Origin of the sequence: Arthrobacter vasquezii (assembly GCF_029455255.1) — a bacterium.
Classification (GTDB): domain Bacteria; phylum Actinomycetota; class Actinomycetes; order Actinomycetales; family Micrococcaceae; genus Arthrobacter_D; species Arthrobacter_D parietis.
The window spans coordinates 139,493-158,680 of sequence record NZ_JAROKN010000001.1 but is presented as its reverse complement, the minus strand read 5'-3'; the positions used below and the strand labels follow the sequence as shown (position 1 = coordinate 158,680).

The following is a 19,188-nucleotide window of genomic DNA, read 5'->3' as shown; positions in this document are numbered from 1 at the left end:
AATCATTCTCATTATCAATATAGGATGAGTCGCGATGGAATGGTTACTTGAGCCCCTGAGCGCGTCGTTCGTGCAGCCGACGCCGCAGTAACCGTTGCTGAACCCACCCCTCGCGTGGTCACCACATACGACGGCGGCATCCAGGTGCTCGACGGAGACACTTTCGAGGTGCTCGGCGACTTCCCGATGGAGGGCTTCAACCGGATTAATCCGGCCGGCGATGGACGCCACGTCATCATCTCGACCGCCGAAGGCTTCGAAGTGCTCGACACCGGAGCCTGGACCGACGGCGGCACCTCCCACGCTGAGGAACCGGTGATGACGGACATCGCCTTTCCCACGAGCAAGCCCGGTCACGTGGTCCGCCACGACGGCAAGACCATCCTCTTCAGCGACGGAACCGGCGAAGTGACGGTTTTCGAATCCAGTGACCTCGCCGAAGGCCAGCCGGAAGTCGAGACCTATTCGACGGAGGAAGCGCACCATGGTGTCGCCGTCGAGCTTTCCAGCGGTGAACTGGTGCTGACGCTCGGCAACGAGGAAGAACGCCCCGGCATTGTGGTCTTCGACGAAGACGGCAAGGAGATCGCCCGTAACGAGGATTGCCCGGGTGTACACGGTGAGGCGACGGCCGCAGGGGAAGCCGTGGTGATCGGTTGTCAGACCGGCGTCCTCATCTACGACGACGGCAAGATCACCAAGCTCGACAGCCCCACCGAGTACGGGCGGATCGGCAATCAGGCAGGGTCTGAGGAATCGGTCATCACACTTGGCGATTACAAGCAGGATCCCGACGCCGAACTTGAGCGCCCCGAAACAATCTCGCTGATCAACACCGAGACGAAGGACCTCACCCTGGTTGAGCTCGGCACGAGTTACAGCTTCCGGTCACTGGCCCGCGGTCCGCATGGTGAAGCGCTGGTCCTGGGCACGGACGGCTCGCTGCACGTGATTGACCCTGAGACCGCCGAGGTGACCAACAGTTTGCCGGTGATTGGGGAGTGGGAGGAACCGCTCGAATGGCAGCAACCGCGACCAACCATCTTTGTCGAAGACCACACTGCCTACATCACCGACCCGTCAACCAACTCCATCCATGCAGTTGATGTGGAATCCGGGGAAATCACCGGAACCGGTGAACTGAAGCAGACTCCGAACGAGCTGACCGCCGTCACCGGATGACCTGAGCAGATCAGGAGGACCCCGTCGCTGGGATCGATCAGCGGCGGGGTCCTTTCGCGGGTCCACGGCGGGGCCCACTGCCGATCCTAGGCCGCACGCTGGCTTAGGATCGGAGGACCGTCTCTGAGCAGTGCCGATGCTGAGGCGTACTGACCGTCCGGAAGGCTGGGATGCAGGTGTTCCCTCGAACAGCGCACGCTGTCGGTGTGCCCTCCCGACATTTCCTCAGCGCCATTTCGGTGGCCGTGTTGGTGGCGGCATTGATTCCGCTGGCACTTTTCGGACTGTCCGACGACGACGGCACCGCCAACTTTGTCGGCTGGACTTTGCCGCTGGTGCGCGTGCTGGTGCACCTCACGAGCCTGACGGCGATTGCACTGTTGTGCGTTGGCGTCCTGTTACCCGCAGGCAACCCCCAAGGCGACGACGCCGGTTCGGAAGTTCTCGCCCCCTTAGCCGTGCGGCTCGGCAGGCGGGGAAGTGTGGCGGCGCTGGCCGCCGTCGTCGTTTGTGGGTTGTTCCTGCTCTGGACCTACTTCGACGTGCTGGGTGAGGGCCCGTTGCAGGGGGCAGGGTTCGCGGACTTCGGGGTCTTTCTGGATCAGCTCGCGTCGGGGCGTGCGTTGATTGCGCAGATCGGATTCCTGCTGGCCAGCGCTGTCATGGCGTGGTTTGCTCGGACCTCCACTGCATTGAGAATGGCACTGTTCCTGGCCGTTGCGGGCACCACTACGCTGGCCCTCGGCGGACACGCCGCTTCCGAGTCGGGGCACAGTCTCGCGATGTTCAGCATGACCGGGCACATAGCGGCAGCATCGGTGTGGGTCGGTGGGCTTGCGGGTCTCGGATGGCTGGCGCTGTACCGGGTTGAGGTGCTGCACGCCGTGGTGAAGCGGTTCAGCCGCCTCGCGCTGATCTGTGCAGCGGTGGTCACTATCAGCGGTGTGGTCAGCGCACTCGTGCGGGTACCGGACCTGACGGCGCTGCCTGGCTCCCCGTATGGCCTGGTGCTGTTGTTGAAGGTGGTTGCGCTGGGAGGGCTGATCGGGTTCGGGGCGTTGCACCGCCGTCGTCTGCTTGCGGGAACCACATTCAGCTGTGCCGATTTCGGAAGGCTGGCGGCCGGTGAACTGGTGGTCATGGGCGCTGCGTACGGGTTGGCGGTTGCGCTGGTGGGGCTTGAACCGCCGCTGTAGATTCGGCCCGGACCGGCGCTCGCAGGGTCCCGGAACTCCTGCTCAAGGGGCAACCGCGTGACCGAGGATGTGCGCAACGCGCGGGGCCAACGGCTGAACCGAGAACCCGAAGCGCTCGTTGTCCCTGATGTCGAAGCCGGCGGCGCTGATTGCTTGCAGCGTGTCCCGGTTGGGGTGGCAGCCGCCGGCAGCTCGTTGCCACAGGGGTGTCATCACGTCCTCGAGGGCAGCGAGGACTTTCCGGTCCGAGCGGACGTGCTCGTAGAAGGCCAGAATCCCGCCCGGGCGCAGCACCCTGCGCGCTTCAGCCAGTGCAACGCCCTGGTCCGGCACGCTGCACAGTACGAGGCTCGCGACAACAGCGTCCGCACTGCCATCCTCAGCCGGAATGCTTTCGGCCGTGCCGGTGATCACTCGAACGGGAACCGGCGCACCGGACGCCCGGCGGATGGCGATGGACCTGAGGTGATCGTCCGGTTCGACCGCCAGAACCTCGGTGACCGTGCGCGGATAGTGTGCGAAATTCGATCCCTCACCGGCACCGATCTCGACCACGACACCGGTCAAGTCCGCCAGGAGCGCGCGGCGGTGTTCATCGGCGCCCCTGCGGTTCATTCCCTCCACAGCCCGGGCATAGGCACGCGCGAATCGGGGATGTTGGAGTTCGGCGGGGCCTGACTGGAACGGAACGGTCATTGGCCCACTGTGGAGCCGCGGTGAGCTGGCGTCAAGGGTCTTAGAGCTCCGGCACACACGGCCCTGCGCCGAGCTTCGCCAGACCGGCAAGATCCCCGTCTGCGAGGGTGGTCAGCTCCCGGGTCTCCTCATACATGAGCTGGTTCGGATCATCCACGTGGTCGAGACCGAGCACGTGCCCCAACTCGTGGATGACGATGGCCCTCACGTGGTCGCGCCCGCCCGGATACCCGAGGATCTCGGTCATGGCCGGCGCATCGAGCATCACCTGACCCGCCACGAGAACTATGGGCTTGTCCGGACGCTGCGCTACCTCACTGCCGCCGAGTCCCGCTGTGGGACCGGCGAGATCCGGCGCCTCGGCCGGGCTGGTCCACGTGATCAGGACCGGTGCCCAGCGCTTGCCGTACAGCTCAGGTTGGTAGGAGTCGCGGCTCTCAGGGCTTGGAGCTTCGGTTGTTGGTCCGTCGAAGACGAAGGTAAGCCCGGTCGCAGCGGCCACCTCGGCAACGGCTTCCTGAACGATCCCCTCGGTTCCAGCCGGCGCAAAATCGGGACGGATCACATAGTGCACGGGCCGGCACGGGTCATAGGCGACAAATTCCTGCCGGAGGCCGGGGTACTCAAACAGCTTGTACTGCGCAGAACCGGTCGACGGCGGCGGCGTCCCCAGCGGCGCTGCTGCTGCTTCCACACCGCGCGGCGGCACGTTGGACCAGGGCAGATGTGGAAGTACATCCGGGAAGATGTCGCGCTCGAAGACGGTGGGAGTCAGATAGAGGGCAAGAACAAACGCGATGAGCACCCCGGTGCGGACCCGCAGCTTACGGACTGAAGACCGCTCACGACGACGGCGGCGGCGCTCTCCCCGAACCCGCCTCCCGCCGTTCTCAGCTGCGTACGCGCGAAGCTGTTCGTTCAGCGCTTCCTCGAGCGCCCATTGCGGAACGCGCCCCGAGCTGGATTGCCGCATCCCGCCCGACAACGGCGGCACTGACGACGACGACGACAGCCTGCCCGACGACGGCGGCACGTCATCCCTCCGGGACCATTCGCGGTCCAGTACCCCCATGTGTGTGTCTCTTTCTCCTAGGGCAGGCCTTCCCAGAGTCAGTTTTCCCTACGGATTGTGGCTCATCTCCTGTTTTGGGCCAATCCTGCTGAAAAGCTGCGCGGCGGCAACGCCCCATTCTTTGGTGGCGGACATCCCGTTGGAATGCCCAGCGGCTTCGTGGTGTTGCCAAGGACAAGACACCCAACGAAAAGGAGCGGATATGTCACGCATTGCCATCATTGGAGGCCACGGGAAAGTGGCGTTGCACCTGTCGCGGATCCTGTCCGGAGCCGGTCATGAAGTCAGCTCGATCATTCGCAATCCCGATCAGTCAGCCGACATCGAGGACACAGGAGCGAAGCCGGTGATCGCGGATGTGACTCAGTTGGCGGTGGGCGAGCTGGCCGACGTCGTGCGTGGGCATGATGCGGTGGTGTGGTCCGCGGGTTCGGGCGGCAGTAGCCCTGAGGCAACCTACGCCATCGACCGGGACGCCGCGATTCGTTCCATGGATGCCGCGAAAGAGGCCGGCGTCAACCGGTACGTAATGGTTTCCTACATCGGCGCGCGCAAGGATCACGGCGTACCCGAGGACAACGGGTTCTTCCATTACGCGGAGGCGAAGGCTGCGGCAGACGAGTACCTGCGCGGGACTGACCTCGAGTGGACCATCCTCGGCCCGGGCGCGCTGACCACGGATCCCGGCAAGGGAACCATCGAAGTGTCGGCCGAGCCGCAGCAGGATTCAGTGGCCCGTGAGGACGTGGCACAGGTGGCTGCATCGGTGCTGAACAACCCGGGAACTGTTGGGAAGTTTATCCAGTTCAACACCGGCGAAACCCCGATCGCGGAGGCGCTTGAGGTGGTGTGACGCCGTCGTCGTTCTTGTGGAGTGCTGCCCCTGTGCCCGTGTGGTGCGGGGGCGGTGCTCTGTCTGGGTTCAGCGGGAAGGGCTGCTGTGCCGCACCTTCGTGCAAACCCTGCGGATTACATTGCGAACTTCCTGCGGGGTCAGTCCTGTTGCAATGGCCAGATCGAAGCTGTCGCATTCTGTAAGAGTTCGGGCACGCTGGATGAAGAGTTCCCGCTCCTTTTCAAGTGATGCTTTCAGATTTGTAGCCTCGACGAGTTCGTCACAACATCCTTGGATGTTCGTCAGATGGGTTTCCGCGCGGGTGGTGCTTCGTTCCAGATCATCGTAAGTTCGAGCAATTCTACGAACTATGCGGGGAGATTCTCCGCTCACCTGGGCTACTCGCACCTCCGGGACACCGTCTTTGACCGCTTGAGCGATCATCATGTTTCTGTCGACTGTCAGCGTCCGGATACTACTGGCGACCTGTGTCAGCACCTGACGCTTGTGGCCGAATAGTTCCCTAAGTCGTTCAACCATCGACTGCCCTTGTTCCGGACTGCCCATGCGCTCCGACGCGGGGCCGGCAGCCGTCGTCTTCGACCGGTAGCTGTACACGGGGTTCGTCCTTCCTGGTTGCCAGGTTCCTCGTCGGGCAGTCCTGCGAGATGACGGATGAGCACCTTCACGCTAGGGCACTGCTGACCGCGTGGACCAATACCAATTCTCCGTGGGGTCATAAGGAGAAGTTCTAATACGAGCGCAAAGAGCGGCCCGCACCCGCCCCAGGCTGTGGGTTTTCCTCCCCACGTCATAAGCCCGGCTTATCCGCCCACGCACTATTGGTCTTATTCACACGGCAGCGCAGTGCATACGCTCGAACCTGATTACACCTGTAATAGGAAGCCGTTCAAGGAGGAAACGTGGCCCACTATGAGCCAGCTGCGCGGGTCACTCGTATCAAAGCTTCGGCGAGTGTTGCCGCGGCAGCACGAGTGCGAGAGTTGCGCGCCGACGGACAAGAGATCATCGATCTGACCGTTGGCGAACCGGACTTCGACACTCCTGACCACATCAAGCAGGCAGCCGTGGCCGCCATGGACGCGGGCAAGACGAAGTACACGTCTGTCAACGGAACCCCGGAGCTACAAGCGGCCATAATCGAACGTCTTGCGCGCCATACCGGGATCCGGTATCGAACGAGCCAGCTCACCATCGGTGGCGGGGCGAAGCAAATCATCTACACGGCGCTCATGGCTTCGCTGAATAGGGGAGACGAGGTAATCGTCCTCGCCCCATACTGGGTGTCTTACCCGGACATGGTTCTGGCCAACGACGGCACACCCGTCATCGTAGAGTGCGGCGAGGATGTCGGTTTCAAGCTCACGGCAGCGGCCCTCGAAGAAGCGATTACGCCGCAGACGAAGTGGCTCATCCTCAACAGCCCCTCGAACCCGACCGGGGCCGTGTACGACGCCGACGAGTTGAAAAGCCTCGGCGAGGTGCTGATCAGGCATTCCCACGTCCACGTACTGACTGACGAAATTTACGACGAGATCTATTTCGGCGAAGGGCGCCTCCGAAGCCTCGTAACTGTGGTGCCTGAGCTCGCCGATCGTACGCTGCTGGTCAACGGCGTATCAAAGTCCTATGCCATGACGGGATGGCGCCTAGGCTACGGGGCGGGCCCTGAGCCAGTGGTGGCGTCGATCAACAAACTACAGTCGCAAATCTCATCGTGCCCGTCGTCAATCAGTCAGGCCGCTGCGGCGGCCGCGCTCACCGGAGACCAAACCTTTGTTGAGGACAGCGTCAAGATCTACCGGGAGCGCAGGGACGTCGCAGTCGAGGGCTTGAACCGGGTGCCTGGTCTGTCCTGTGTTTCTGCAGCCGGGGCTTTTTACCTCTGGGTAAATTGCACCGGTGTGATCGGAAAGACCACTCCGGACGGCGCGACCATCGTCAACGACCAGGACCTCGTTTTGTACCTCCTGGAATCAGCGTCGGTTGCCGTTATCCAGGGCTCCGCTTACGGCCTTGCCCCCTATTTCCGTATGTCCTTCGCAACGTCGCTGGAGACCGTGCAAGCCGGCGTCACCGCGATCGGTGACGCGCTCGCAGCCCTACGCTAACAACGAAAGAGAAACCATGATCCATGTAAAAACCAAGTTTGAGCGCCCGACAGCCGATGTGGTCGAGAGGCTCGCCGCATTTTCCTCAGCAACGATTCATGAGGCGCAAGGCAGAAAAGGCGCGCTCAGTTCCAAGATCAAGCCCATCTCGCGGGCCATGTCTTTCTGCGGCCCAGCCGTCACCGTGCGGTGCGCGCCCCAAGACAACCTGATGCTGCAGGTTGCAATTCACTACGCGCAGCGCGGAGATGTAGTTCTGGTCGGGGCCGGCGAGTTCGAGGAAGCCGGTACCTTCGGCGACGTCTTGGGAAATGCAATGAGCGCCAAAGGGATTGCAGCAATGGTGACTGACTCCGGCGTTCGAGACACCCAGGACCTGATTGACTTGGGCCTCCCTGTTTTCTCGGGAAGCATCAGCATCAAAGGCACCGTTAAAGAGACTCTGGGACCCATAAATCACCCCCTGGTTTTTGGGGATGAAGTCATCTACCCGGGCGACATCCTCCGTGGCGACGCTGACGGCGTTGTCGTTGTTCGACGTGAAGAAGCCGAAGAAGTCATAGCGCTCTCCCAAGCGCGGGACGACGCTGAACGTGACCTCATCAAGGCCTACCACGAGGGAGGGACCACCATCGAGCTGTGCAAGCTGACGGAGGTCCTGAAGGCAAAAGGTCTCCTGGTCGAGGACTGATCCTCGACTGAATACCTCTGTTACACAACGAAAGAAGGGGCCGGCTGGATGCCGCCCCTTCTTTCGTTGCTCTCCTTGCAGCTGTGGCTATGCTGCAATCTGTCAGTGCTTCACATCTCCTGCGGCCATGGTGTAGCGCCCGAAGCGCCATCCACCAAGACCCATTCCGTGCTTTCACCCCGGTGGGCAGGCATGATGCTCCCCTTGAAGATGAAGAGCGGTTCCACGCGCGTGTTCGCAGGGCGCCATAGCCCATTGCGAGGACAGTGAAAGCCGGTTCGTGTCTGTACCGGAAATTCAGATGCAGGTCCTGCAGCCACTGAACGACGCTTTTTCATCATCGATTTCCTCACGCCTTGTCCCAGAATGTCACTGGACATACAAATAAACTGACAACTCAATGTTATTTGTGTACACACTTTTTGAATAAGACGAAAGATGACTGTCAAGATAAGGTTTCTTTATGGATGGCGCGGCGGTTCAGTCGGCCCCACCGTATTGCCTCACAAGTTGGACCTGCAGCATTTCGCGCATGAGAAGGAGTACCGCCGACGCCGCTTCGGAAAGCGGTTCATGATCCGGGGTGCAGAGCGCAATCCTGCTCTGCAGCGCGGGTTCCCTGAGTCTGAATACCTGAAAATCCTCACGTGCAAACAGTGCGTCCGCTGCCGATTTGGGCAGAATGGTCGCCCCGACATTCTCGTCGATCAGCCGCGCGAGTGAAGGAACGGACTCCACTTCGCCGGCCAGACGCAGGTTCAAGCCCTGCTGCTGGAATCCATCCTCGATGAGTTGCCGAAGCGTGTGGTTGCGTTCAGGCAGGAACAAGGGGAGAGCTGAGGCCGCCTCGAGGGTGACGCTTCCATCGGTTGGCGTCAGGGGCACTTCCGGACTGCACACAAGGTGCAGGTCTTCGACGATCATCGTGGTGAACCGAACACCGCGAATGGGCCCTGGTTCATAGATGAGGGCCATGTCCAATCGCCCGTTCTTGATCGCCTCGCTGAGAACACCGCCGAAGATTTCGGTCAAGTGCAGCACGATGTCCGGGTATCGACGATGTACCTCGGTGACGATCGCCGGTGCGAGGCTGGACGCCATGCTGTAGGGAGCGATCGCAATTGACACCCGACCGGACGGCGCCGCACCTGATGAAGCAACATCGAGCCGCGCCTGTTCCACCAGCCTCAGAATGCTTTGGGCATGCCGGTACAACGTATTGCCGGCGGCAGTCGGACTCACCCCCTGCTTGCTGCGGATGAGCAACCTCTGCTTCAGCTCGTTTTCCAGCGATGACAGCTGCTGGCTCAGAGCAGGCTGCGCTACGTGCAACGCCGCGGCAGCCTTCGTGATGCTGCCGGAATCAACGATCTGAACGAAGTAGGCAAGCTTGCGCGTATCCATCTCAAGGTCCTCAGCAGACTGCATCGTCATAACAAAACTGTATGTGGGTACATATAACTGATCTTTGTGTGATCACCGTCTCAGCCGTAGGTTTTAACCCTGAGGCGGCTATCTGTTCCCAATTATACGGGGCGGGCGAAACGACGTGAATATTGTCGATGGAGTTCGAATTTGCCGATGCAGCCAAATTCAGTAGTAAATATTCTATGCCGGAGTCCGCAATGATGCGGAGAATGCAATTTCAGATATTTCGGTACGTCACCCAGTGAAAAGGATTGACATGAAGAACAGCTTCAAAGTAGGAATCGCCGCGACGGTTGCCATCACATCGGCATTCGGTCTCTCGGCGTGCGGCGGCAGTGCGGATAGCGCTGGCGAGTCCGATTCAGCGACTTCGGGTGAGGTGAGCCTCATCGCCTACTCCGGTATATGGCAGGACCAGTACATGAAGGCAGTCATCGAACCCTTCGAAGAGAAGTACCCCGACATCGATATAAATTTCGCGTCCAAGCGCTCGTCCGCTGAGATGCTCAGCGCCCTCCAGGGTCAGAAGGGCAACCCCGCCACAGATGTCGCGATCATGGACATCTCCGTATCCGAGAGCGGAAACGACCAGGGTCTCTTCGCTCCGATGGAATCCTCCGAGATTCCCAATCTGGAAAACGTCGGAGAAGACTTCCAAAACGAGGACGGGTTTGGTCCAGTGGTGATGGCTGATGCCATCGGCTTGCTGTATGACAAGGAGACATTCCCGGAACCCCCCGAAAGCTGGGACGTCCTTTGGGATCCTGCCCACGCAGGCAAGATCAATGTCATGGCGCCTCCGTCGCTGCTTGGACTTTCCCTGACCGCCATCACTTCCACGATGGAGGATGAGGATTACATCCAGAGCATCGATAAGGCTGTCGCGAGGCTGCAGGAGCTAGCGCCGGCAGTTCAGACCTTCGCGCCCAACCCTGATGAGTACCAAAGCGTCATTACCGGACAGACTGTGCTCGGCATAGGACAGAACGCTCGCGGGCAGTACTACAGCGACGAGAGTAACGGCAAGTTGGGCGTTACCTTCCCCGAGGAAGGAACGGTGTACCAGATGAATACCATCAACCTCGTGCAGGATGCGCCTAACGACGCCGCAGCGAAGACTTTCATCGACTACGCACTGTCGCCTGGGGCACAGTCAGCGTTCGCGGAGGCGCTTTTCTACGCGCCAACGGTGACCAATGCTGAGCTCTCCCCGGAGGTGCAGGAGCGTGTGGTACCGACGGATGGGTCCCTCAACATCATTCCGTTGGATGTCAATTTCCTCGCCGGAGCGCGAGACGAATGGACCGACATCTGGAAGCGCGAAATCATCAGCCAGTAATTCAGGCGCTCAAAGCGTCCGCTGCAGGAGACCAAAATTATGAATGCTTCCAAACTGTCCATCGTTGACCTGACCAAGAGATATGCACCAGGGATGGAGCCAGCCGTTAACCGGCTGAACATGCACGTCGAAGAAGGGCACCTCGTCGCCCTGCTCGGTCCTTCGGGCTGCGGAAAGACCACCACGCTGCGAATGGTAGCGGGCCTCATGGACCCTACCGCAGGCTCCATCATCGTTGACGGCAAGGACATTACTCACACACCCGTGAATAAGCGCGGAATGGGCATGGTATTTCAGTCCTATGCCCTGTTCCCCCACATGGATGTTGAGCAGAACGTTGCTTTCGGGCTTCAGATGCGGAAAGTGTCCGGCGCCGAACAGCGCCGCCGGGTGGAGGAGGCGCTGGACATGGTTCAGCTTGGCCACCTCGCCAAGCGACGGGTGCGTGAGCTTTCGGGCGGACAACAGCAACGCATAGCCCTGGCGCGGGCACTCGTCGTAGAGCCCACCCTCCTCCTGTTGGATGAACCGTTGTCCAACCTGGATGCGAAGCTTCGCGAGACCATGCGCAGCGAAATTCGGTCTATCCAGCAGCGGACGCGAGCGACCACGCTCTTCGTAACACACGACCAAGATGAAGCGCTTGACATGGCTGATCGTATAGCCGTCATGAACGGTGGTCTGATTGAACAATTCGGCTCACCAACCGAAGTGTACGAGCGACCTCGCACCCGCTTCGTAGCGAACTTCATCGGCCAGGCCAACTTCCTCAACGCGACCGTACTGTCGGAGGACGGACCAGCATCCGGAGACGAGCGTTTCTACAAGGTGCAGGTCGATGGCCTCGGCCGGTGTGGAGCTGTCGGCCGGCCTGGGCTCGCCGGTAACTCCCAGGAACTCGTCATCCGACCCCACCGGTTGAAAGTTGATTTGCAGGCCAAGCCGGAGGACGATCCGCTGGCGGGAACGATCGAGCGCATCAGTTATACCGGTGACATGCTGGGCCTTTCAATCCGCGTGGCCGGGCAGCTCATTGACGCCCAGCTTCTGACCTCCAGTGCCGGCGTTCCGAGGCTCGGTGATTCTGCGTATCTCAGCTGGGAGCCGGCTGACGCTTACCTCATTTCCGAGACACCGGGTGAAGAGGGTGCGCAGTGAGTACGCTGACGCAGGAAAGGCGAAGTCCTCAACCAAAGGGAGAGGGGGAGCTGGAGCGCGCGAAAGCCGCCCGTGATCGGCGGACCTACCTCATCCTGCTTTTGCCCGCACTGCTTGGGCTGCTCGTAAGCTTCGTATTCCCCTTGGTCTACATGATCCGGATGTCCTTCAACAGGGGGGCTCCCGATGGCGTGATCGAGGAGACTTTCACCTTTGACACCTATGTACAGCCGCTCACGGATCCTTATTACTGGACCGTAACCCTCGATACATTCCGTATGGGCGTGGTTGTTGGGCTCCTATGCATTCTCGTTTCCTACCCGATCGCGCTCTTCCTCGCAAGGACAACTAGCCGTTGGCGCGGCATCCTGATGGCGATCGCGATTGCACCGCTACTCACCTCGGCTGTCGTGCGCACCTATGGGTGGATGGTCATCCTGGGAACAAACGGCCTGGTGAACTCCTCCTTGCAGGGGCTCGGTGTCATCGAGACACCTTTGAACCTGGCGAACAACATGACTGGCGTAACGATCGGCCTCGTCGAGATTTTCATGCCCTACGCGATACTGGCCATGATTTCCGGGTTCGGCCGCCTCAATACCCAACTCGAGGAGGCGGCTGGGTCACTCGGCGCGAGTCGATGGAAGGTGTTCCTTCGAGTAACGCTGCCGCTGAGCCTTCCAGGCATCCTTACGGCCTTTCTCATGGTCTTCGTACTGTCCATCAGCACGTTCATCACGCCCAGGCTCCTAGGTGGAGGTGTCGTACAGGTGCTGGCCACAGAGATCTACGACCAAACCACCGGCTTGCTCAACTGGCCGTTCGCCGCTGCCCTATCGGTAATACTGCTTGTTCTTTTCGGTGCGGTCGTCGCGCTGTATCAGCGGGTAACAAAGAAGCTTGGAGACCAGTAATGAGCGAGATTCGCGAATTCAAACCACGAGTCGACCTGATGAAGCCGATATTCGGGGTTCTGGTATTTTTCCTTTACCTTTTCCTGTTGGCTCCGCTGCTCATAGTATTTGTCATTTCTTTTTCCTCGAACCAGTTCTTGTCTTTTCCACCAGAGGGATTCACCCTGGATTGGTACAAGGCACTGCCGGAACAGCGCGCCTTCACAGAAGGCATGAAGGTCAGCCTCATAGTTGCTGCCGCTGTCACGGCGATTGTCCTTGTGATCGGTGTACCTGCGGCCCTGGCAATAGACAGGTTCAAGTTCAAGAGCACGGGCGCGGTGCTGTCCTTCTTCCTATCGCCTCTTCTTGTTCCAAGCATCGTGCTCGGCCTTGGAATGGTGCTCCTGTTCAGCCCGCTGGGACTGACGAACACCTACACGGGAATCATCATCGGACACGTCGCAATAACCTTCCCTTTCGTCGTCAGAACCACATTGATGAGTCTGGCCACCTCAGACACGTCCTGCGAATCTGCTGCTAGGGTACTCGGTGCAGGTCCCTGGACTGTGTTCCGCCGTGTGACCCTCCCCATCATCCAGCCGGGAGTCATAGCCGGCGGCGTCATAGCCTTCATCGTGTCGTTCGACGAGGCCGTGATAGCCCTCTTCGTCGCGGAGTCGGGGCTGCCCACCCTCCCTGTCCAGGTCCTTCGCTATGTAGAAAATTCGGCGGATGCGGCAGTAGCGGCTCTCTCGGTCATTCTCATCCTCTTTTCACTCCTTGTGGTAGTGATCGTGGAGCGAGTAATGGGTCTGCGCAAGGCGTTGTAAAAGCACAAGCATAAAGGACGCCTATCACGACATAGCTAATAGGTCTTTGTGGGTTGGTTCAGGCAAGTGCAAAGATCGAACATCGGCTCAAACACATTTTTCGGTGTGCAGCTGAAAGGGCTTGGAAACGTTCGGTTTTGAATCTCGAAACGTAATTATTTGACTTCAGGAAGTGATAGCAGTGAATCGAATGATTGATTTGGTGGCTGACCTCGGAGAAGGCTTCGGGGCTTACTCGATCGGCGACGATCAGCAGCTGCTGGAAATCGTTTCGAGTGCCAACATTGCCTGCGGTTTCCATGCGGGAGACCCCGACATCATGGACCGTACGGTGGCTGAATGTATGCGGCGGGGTGTCGGTATAGGGGCACATCCCAGCTTCCCCGATCTGCGGGGGTTTGGCAGGCGCGCGATGGACCTTAGCGCAGACGAAGTTCGGACCGACACCGTGTACCAGGTCGGCTCCCTCGCTGCGTTTGCGGCATATCACGGCGGCGTGGTCTCGCATGTTGCGCCGCACGGAAAGCTTGGCAACCTCGTTGCCGTGCGACCGGATTACGCCGAATCTGTTGCCCAGGCTGTGGCCGGCGTCGATCCCCGAATGGTTATCGTCGCCCAGGAGGGCGAACTTGCCCAGGCAGCCCGTCGCCATGGCCTGCAGGTAGCGATCGTCGGAATAGTAGACCGCGCCTATCAGGACGACGGCACGCTCGTGCCGCGAGGGCAGCCCGGCGCAGTCCTGCACGACGCGCGGGAGATCGTCGACCGGACGGTTCGGATGGCGTGTGAGGGCACGATCGTCAGCTCATCAGGGGCGAGCCTTCAGATCAGTCCCGACACCATCCTGCTTCACGGTGACAACCCTGGCGCAGTTGGTCTCGCGCGATTGATCCGGAAGGAGCTTGAAGCCGCCGGGGTGCGCATCGCTCCGGTGGGCGATGTACTCGCTGCGAAGCAGGAAGCGGCATGAGATGCCTCGTGTAGACCCAGCGCAGATCAGCATCCAAGAATGTGGCGACGGGGCAGTGAGGGTCGAGGCATCATCGGCGAACGTTGAAGACAACTGGTCAACCGTGCACGGGCTGGCGAACTGGCTTGAAGGGTGCGGTGCAGAGGGCATCTTCGGCGCGGTTCCCACGTACGATTCGGTGCTGATCGAGTTCGATCCGTATGTAATCTCAGCTGCGCAGGTCCGTGCGTTCGTGGGGCTGGGCCTGCGTGATGAGCAAGTCCGGAGCCGGCGCGCTCCCCGTGAGTTCATCGTTCCGGTGGTGTACGGAGGGTCTTACGGGCCGGACCTCGAGCGCGTAGCTGAACACCAAGGAATCTCGCCTCAAGAGGTCATCGCGCTTCACTCGCAAAAGACCTACACGATTCGTTGCCTTGGCGCGCCCGCCGGATCCCCCATGATGGACGGCCCCGACTTCCCGCGACCGGTTCCACGACTGAAAGATCCCCGGTTGAGCGTTCCTGCCGGAGCAGTATCAGTGGCTGGTCGGCAGGCAGTGATCGCCCCTGCCGTAGCACCGGGAGGATGGTGTGTGATCGGTCAGACGTCGCTGTCTGTGCTGGATCTCGACGGTCCCTCCCTCGTGCCGTACAGCCCTGGTGACCGCCTCCGGTTTGAAGTCATCTCGAGTGACGAGTTTGAGTTCAGCGTGGGCAAGAAGATGGAGCCAACGGCGTGAGCGGGCAGATCCTGATCAGCCAACCCGGGTTGTCAGTCGTTACGGACCTTGGCCGCTTCGCAGGGCCCAAGTTCGGCCTCCCTGTCAACGGCGCACTCGATCAGTACTCCGCGCGTGCAGCGAACATCCTCGTTGGGAACACCGACAACTCGCCGCTCATCGAAATCACCGCGCTGGACTTCAGGATGACTCCTCAAACGGACCTTCTGATAGCTGTGACGGGTGCACCACTCCAGCTGACGGTTGGCGGGCGGGCCTGCACACAATGGGAACCAGTGTCGGTCCGGGCAGGGGAGCACGTGACGGTTCGCGGAATCCACAGCGGGATTCGCGCCTATCTGGCCATCCACGGTTCCATCGATGCTCCGACCCTGCTCGGAAGCTGTGCTCCAGACACCGTCGTGGGATTCGGCATGCAGCTCGCTGAAGGCTCGGTCCTGCAAGCCAGTCGCTCCGTGCGACCTGTCCGCCAGCCCTACTTCGACCTGCCGCTGTTTCGCATCGGTCTGCAACGGCCCACCATGGGCAGCCAACACCTGATCGAGGTCACGGACGGACCGGACATCACCGACTTCGGTTCCTCCAGTGCGCTGTTGTTCGAAGGCCCCTACCAGGTGAGCGGCCGAAGCAACCATATCGGCTTGAGACTGAGCGGCGCTCTTCCTGAGAGGCAAAGCGACGGAGAAGTGCTCTCCCGTGGAGTGCCGGTGGGAGCCGTGGAGGTGCCCTCGCGAGAGGAACTCCTGGTTCTGCACCGGGGGCGCGGAGTCACTGCGGGTTACCCCGTACTCGCGGTTGCTACCCGCCTTGGGCTCGATTCTCTAGCCCAGGCGCGGCCCGGAGACACGGTGCGCTTCAAGCACACGACCGTCAAGGCGGCCACAGCATCCTACCGACGCGCTATGAATCAACTGGAGGCTCTCCGTGGATCCGTTGATGCAATCTTCGCTGCGTTAGGGATTGCTGGGGACGTAGAGCCAGCGGAGCCGCCCTTGCGGGCGTGCGGCTGACACAACAACCAATTACTTCTAAGCTCGAGAACCTAGGGAAACTCATGGCAACATCAACCAGAGCGGCCACCTTGCAGGAGAACGGCCTGAACGCAAAGCAGACGCGGAAAGTTGTGACTGCGGGCTGTGTCGGCATCTTCGTGGAGCTCTACGACAACGGCATCTTCGCGTTCATGGCAGGAACCCTTGCGCTGGTGTTCCTTGCCCCCGGAAATCCCGACAACGCACTGCTCTTTGTCTTTGCCGGCTACGCAGTCTCCTTCTTCGTTCGTCCGCTGGGCGCCGTCGTGTGCGGGTATCTCGGCGACCGCATCGGCCGGCAGAAAATGCTGGTGCTGGTGATCATGCTGATCAGCGTGGCAACTGCCGGCATCGGTTTCCTCCCGCCCTACGCCGCCATCGGCATTGCGGCCCCGATCCTTCTGGTGGTCCTGCGTCTTGTTCAGGGCTTTTCAGTCGGTGGAGAAGCAGCCGGTGCCATGACGTTCCTGGCGGAGCATGCGCCGAACGGGAAGCGCGGCATCATCACCTCCTTCGCCCAAATCGCTTCATTTGCGGCACTCCTCACCGGAACCCTGGTCGCATTCGCAATGTCGCCATGGTTGACCGAGGAAGCAATCAACGGCGGCGGATTCGGTTCCTGGGCCTGGCGTATTCCATTCCTTGTCGCAATCCCGATGGGCGTCATTGGCTGGTACATCAGAAAGGCAATCAGCGACACACCGAACTTCGAGAAGCTCAAGGAAGAGGGGGGACTGTCGAAGAACCCGCTGAAGGAAGCTTTCGCTTCCCCGGTGCACCGGAAAGCGATGCTCCTCGCGCTGTTCATCCCGCTCATGAATGGATCCGGGTACTACGTCCTCTTTTCCTACATGCCCACCTTCCTCAAAGGCGACCAGTTGAACTTCACCATCGGGGAAGCACTGATTGTCACCGCATGCAGCCTTGTCGCGATCTGCGTGGCGATACCCGTCATGGGAGCGCTGTCCGACAGGATCGGAAGGAAAAAGGTCATTGCGGGTGCGGCCATCGCCATGGCCATCGTGGGCATCCCCTGCTACGCGCTCATTGCAACCGGCAGTATGGGCCTTGCCATTCTCGGGGCCTCCATCATGGCCGTTGTTTTCGCTGGCCACACGGCCGTCATCCATATTTTGATCGTCGAACTTTTCCCGACCCGGGTGAGGTACTCCGCTTACGGTCTCGGATACAACATCTCCTCCGCCCTCTTCGGTGGAACTGCACCCCTGTTGATGACCTGGCTGATCGGTAGCACTGGAAACATCTACATGCCGGCTTTCTACGCCGTGATCACTGCTCTTGGAACCCTCGCAGCAGTCAGCACCGTGAAAGACCGGGCCCACGAACCCTTGCGCGACGCGTAGAAACTCATTTTCAGGCGCGGGGAAACTTTCTCGCCCTCTCACCTCCCGCTCAAAAACCTAAGGACACGCAATGCCATTTTCCGATTACCAAACTGCCTTCGTAACGGGTGCCTCGACCGGTATGGGAGCCGCCATCGCAGAGCGACTCGCCAAGCGCGGCCTCAAAGTCCATGTTGCGGCCCGTAGCGAGGACCGCCTCAATGAGCTCGCGGACCGGACGGGTGCCACCCCGCATGTCCTCGACATCACTGATGCTTCGGCGCTGAGCAGCGCCGTGGATGGTCTGGAGATTGACGTTCTCGTCAATTGCGCGGGCGTGTCCAGGCCAGGCAACATCCTCGACTCCACGGAAGAGGATCTGGACGAGATTGTTGACGTGAATCTTCGCAGTCTCCTGCAGCTCACCCGACTCGTTCTCCCTGGGATGGTCGAGCGCGACCGCGGGCATGTCGTCAACATCAGTTCGATCGCCGGTCTCTACAACTTCTATGGCCATACTGCCTACCACGCGACCAAAGCTGCCGTTCATCAGATATCACGGCAGCTGCGGAACGACACTGTCGGCAAGCGGATCCGCATCTCGGAGATCTGCCCCGGGCGGGTGGAGACGGAGATTTTCGGTCGCAATCTTGGCGGTACTCCCGAAGCGATGGAAGAAGCATGGCAGACGTATTACGAGGGTTACGAGTCGCTCACCACAGATGACATCGTCAACGCCATCGACTACGCGATCGAGACGCCCCGGCACGTCAACGTCGGCATGCTTGAACTGATGCCTACCTTCCAGGTACCCGGCGGTCTCACCTTTGACCGGCGCGCATGAGCGGCAGGAGCACCGCCTTTGATCTGACCGGCGATGTAGCGCTCGTTACCGGCAGCAGCAGGGGGATCGGAAAAACCATCGCTTTCGGGCTGGCAGAGGCCGGAGCATCCGTCGTTTTGAATGGTCGAAACGAAGATGCGCTTGAGCAGACCCGAGTCGAGTTCGAGGACCATTTCGGCTCAGACCGGGTTCATGTCGCGGGCTTCGACGTCACGTCGCCCGATGCCGCTGCCGCGGGCGTGGCGAACATCGAGCGAACCGTGGGGCCCCTCGACATACTGGTGAACAACGCCGGTGTGCAGCATCGGGTCCCTATGCTCGAACTGGATCCAGCTGACTGGGACCGTGTTCTGTCCACCAACCTGACCAGCGCATTCCTCGTTGGACGCGAGGCCGCTCGACAGATGATTCCCCGCGGCCGGGGGAAAATCATCAATATTTTGTCTGTGCAGGCAGACCTCGCCCGGCCAACCATCGCCCCCTATATCGCCTCAAAGGGTGGGCTAAGGAACCTGACCCGGGCCATGACAGCGGAATGGGCCGCTCACGGATTGCAGATCAATGGGCTCGCGCCGGGCTATATCCACACCGAGATGACTCAGAACCTCGTCGATGATGAGCAGTTCAACTCATGGATTCTTGGACGGACGCCCGCGGCGCGCTGGGGGAAGACCGAGGACCTTGTCGGGCCGGCGGTATGGCTGGCGTCCAGGGCCTCCGACTTCGTGAACGGCCAAACGATCTTCATCGATGGGGGTATGTCCGTTGTCGTATGAGCCTTCTCCGGTAGCACAACCGGCGCGACTGGAAGTACAGGGTGCGCTATC

General features: G+C 60.5%; 19 protein-coding genes. 15 read left to right on the top strand and 4 right to left on the bottom strand.

The window, feature by feature from the left end:
* Window positions 1-114 precede the first annotated feature (114 nt).
* Entirely contained in the window at window positions 115-1,182 is a 1,068-nt protein-coding gene (aztD, locus tag P4U43_RS00745) for a zinc metallochaperone AztD (RefSeq protein ID WP_277357013.1), read from the top strand.
* Between the two features lie 206 nt (window positions 1,183-1,388).
* Window positions 1,389-2,378: a copper resistance D family protein gene (locus P4U43_RS00740; RefSeq protein WP_277357012.1), complete on the top strand. Its 990-nt coding sequence runs from the start codon at window positions 1,389-1,391 to the stop codon at window positions 2,376-2,378.
* Window positions 2,379-2,420: 42 nt separating this feature from the next.
* Here P4U43_RS00740 and P4U43_RS00735 read toward each other — a convergent pair whose 3' ends face one another.
* Both P4U43_RS00735 and P4U43_RS00730 read right to left on the bottom strand, forming a co-directional pair.
* A complete protein-coding gene (locus tag P4U43_RS00735; RefSeq protein ID WP_277357011.1) occupies window positions 2,421-3,074 on the bottom strand; it encodes a class I SAM-dependent methyltransferase in 654 nt (217 codons plus the stop codon).
* A 40-nt stretch (window positions 3,075-3,114) separates the two neighbouring features.
* The gene (locus P4U43_RS00730) at window positions 3,115-4,146 is read right to left on the bottom strand and encodes a matrixin family metalloprotease (protein WP_277357010.1); all 1,032 of its coding nucleotides are present in this window, start codon (window positions 4,144-4,146) and stop codon (window positions 3,115-3,117) included.
* A gap of 202 nt (window positions 4,147-4,348) precedes the next feature.
* On the opposite strand from P4U43_RS00730, the gene P4U43_RS00725 reads away from it, so the two are divergent.
* Window positions 4,349-4,999, top strand: coding sequence for an SDR family oxidoreductase (locus P4U43_RS00725; RefSeq protein ID WP_277357009.1), 651 nt, complete (start codon window positions 4,349-4,351; stop codon window positions 4,997-4,999).
* Window positions 5,000-5,068: 69 nt separating this feature from the next.
* On the opposite strand, the gene P4U43_RS00720 is transcribed toward P4U43_RS00725, so the two are convergent.
* Window positions 5,069-5,599: a hypothetical protein gene (locus P4U43_RS00720; RefSeq protein ID WP_277357008.1), complete on the bottom strand. Its 531-nt coding sequence runs from the start codon at window positions 5,597-5,599 to the stop codon at window positions 5,069-5,071.
* Between the two features lie 305 nt (window positions 5,600-5,904).
* On the opposite strand from P4U43_RS00720, the gene P4U43_RS00715 reads away from it, so the two are divergent.
* Both P4U43_RS00715 and P4U43_RS00710 read left to right on the top strand, forming a co-directional pair.
* Window positions 5,905-7,113: an aspartate transaminase gene (locus P4U43_RS00715; protein WP_277357007.1), complete on the top strand. Its 1,209-nt coding sequence runs from the start codon at window positions 5,905-5,907 to the stop codon at window positions 7,111-7,113.
* Between the two features lie 16 nt (window positions 7,114-7,129).
* Window positions 7,130-7,804: a 4-carboxy-4-hydroxy-2-oxoadipate aldolase/oxaloacetate decarboxylase gene (locus tag P4U43_RS00710; RefSeq protein ID WP_277357006.1), complete on the top strand. Its 675-nt coding sequence runs from the start codon at window positions 7,130-7,132 to the stop codon at window positions 7,802-7,804.
* A 480-nt stretch (window positions 7,805-8,284) separates the two neighbouring features.
* Here P4U43_RS00710 and P4U43_RS00705 read toward each other — a convergent pair whose 3' ends face one another.
* Window positions 8,285-9,238: a LysR substrate-binding domain-containing protein gene (locus tag P4U43_RS00705; RefSeq protein WP_277357005.1), complete on the bottom strand. Its 954-nt coding sequence runs from the start codon at window positions 9,236-9,238 to the stop codon at window positions 8,285-8,287.
* Between the two features lie 250 nt (window positions 9,239-9,488).
* On the opposite strand from P4U43_RS00705, the gene P4U43_RS00700 reads away from it, so the two are divergent.
* The 10 genes from P4U43_RS00700 to P4U43_RS00655 all read left to right on the top strand — a co-directional run bounded on the left by P4U43_RS00700 (window position 9,489) and on the right by P4U43_RS00655 (window position 19,137).
* The gene (locus P4U43_RS00700; protein WP_277357004.1) at window positions 9,489-10,571 is read left to right on the top strand and encodes an extracellular solute-binding protein; all 1,083 of its coding nucleotides are present in this window, start codon (window positions 9,489-9,491) and stop codon (window positions 10,569-10,571) included.
* A gap of 39 nt (window positions 10,572-10,610) precedes the next feature.
* Window positions 10,611-11,729 (top strand): ABC transporter ATP-binding protein, encoded by a 1,119-nt coding sequence (locus P4U43_RS00695; RefSeq protein ID WP_277357003.1) that lies wholly within the window; start codon window positions 10,611-10,613, stop codon window positions 11,727-11,729.
* On the top strand, window positions 11,726-12,643 hold the full coding sequence (locus P4U43_RS00690) for an ABC transporter permease (protein ID WP_277357002.1): 918 nt from the start codon (window positions 11,726-11,728) through the stop codon (window positions 12,641-12,643). Before P4U43_RS00695 ends, P4U43_RS00690 begins: the two co-directional genes overlap by 4 nt.
* Window positions 12,643-13,455, top strand: coding sequence for an ABC transporter permease (locus tag P4U43_RS00685; protein WP_277357001.1), 813 nt, complete (start codon window positions 12,643-12,645; stop codon window positions 13,453-13,455). Before P4U43_RS00690 ends, P4U43_RS00685 begins: the two co-directional genes overlap by 1 nt.
* A 190-nt stretch (window positions 13,456-13,645) precedes the next feature.
* Window positions 13,646-14,425 carry a LamB/YcsF family protein gene (locus P4U43_RS00680; protein WP_277357082.1) on the top strand — a complete coding sequence of 260 codons (780 nt, stop codon included), beginning with the start codon at window positions 13,646-13,648 and terminating at the stop codon, window positions 14,423-14,425.
* A 1-nt stretch (window position 14,426) separates the two neighbouring features.
* Window positions 14,427-15,143 (top strand): 5-oxoprolinase subunit B family protein, encoded by a 717-nt coding sequence (locus tag P4U43_RS00675; RefSeq protein WP_277357000.1) that lies wholly within the window; start codon window positions 14,427-14,429, stop codon window positions 15,141-15,143.
* Complete coding sequence (locus tag P4U43_RS00670; protein WP_277356999.1) at window positions 15,140-16,153, top strand: 5-oxoprolinase subunit C family protein; 1,014 nt, start codon at window positions 15,140-15,142, stop codon at window positions 16,151-16,153. The genes P4U43_RS00675 and P4U43_RS00670 overlap by 4 nt, the downstream gene beginning before the upstream one ends.
* A gap of 44 nt (window positions 16,154-16,197) precedes the next feature.
* Window positions 16,198-17,538 (top strand): MFS transporter, encoded by a 1,341-nt coding sequence (locus tag P4U43_RS00665; RefSeq protein ID WP_277356998.1) that lies wholly within the window; start codon window positions 16,198-16,200, stop codon window positions 17,536-17,538.
* A 70-nt stretch (window positions 17,539-17,608) separates the two neighbouring features.
* Window positions 17,609-18,361, top strand: a complete 753-nt coding sequence (locus P4U43_RS00660) for an SDR family oxidoreductase (RefSeq protein WP_277356997.1) — start codon at window positions 17,609-17,611, stop codon at window positions 18,359-18,361.
* Entirely contained in the window at window positions 18,358-19,137 is a 780-nt protein-coding gene (locus P4U43_RS00655) for an SDR family NAD(P)-dependent oxidoreductase (protein WP_277356996.1), read from the top strand. The genes P4U43_RS00660 and P4U43_RS00655 overlap by 4 nt, the downstream gene beginning before the upstream one ends.
* Window positions 19,138-19,188: the final 51 nt, after the last annotated feature.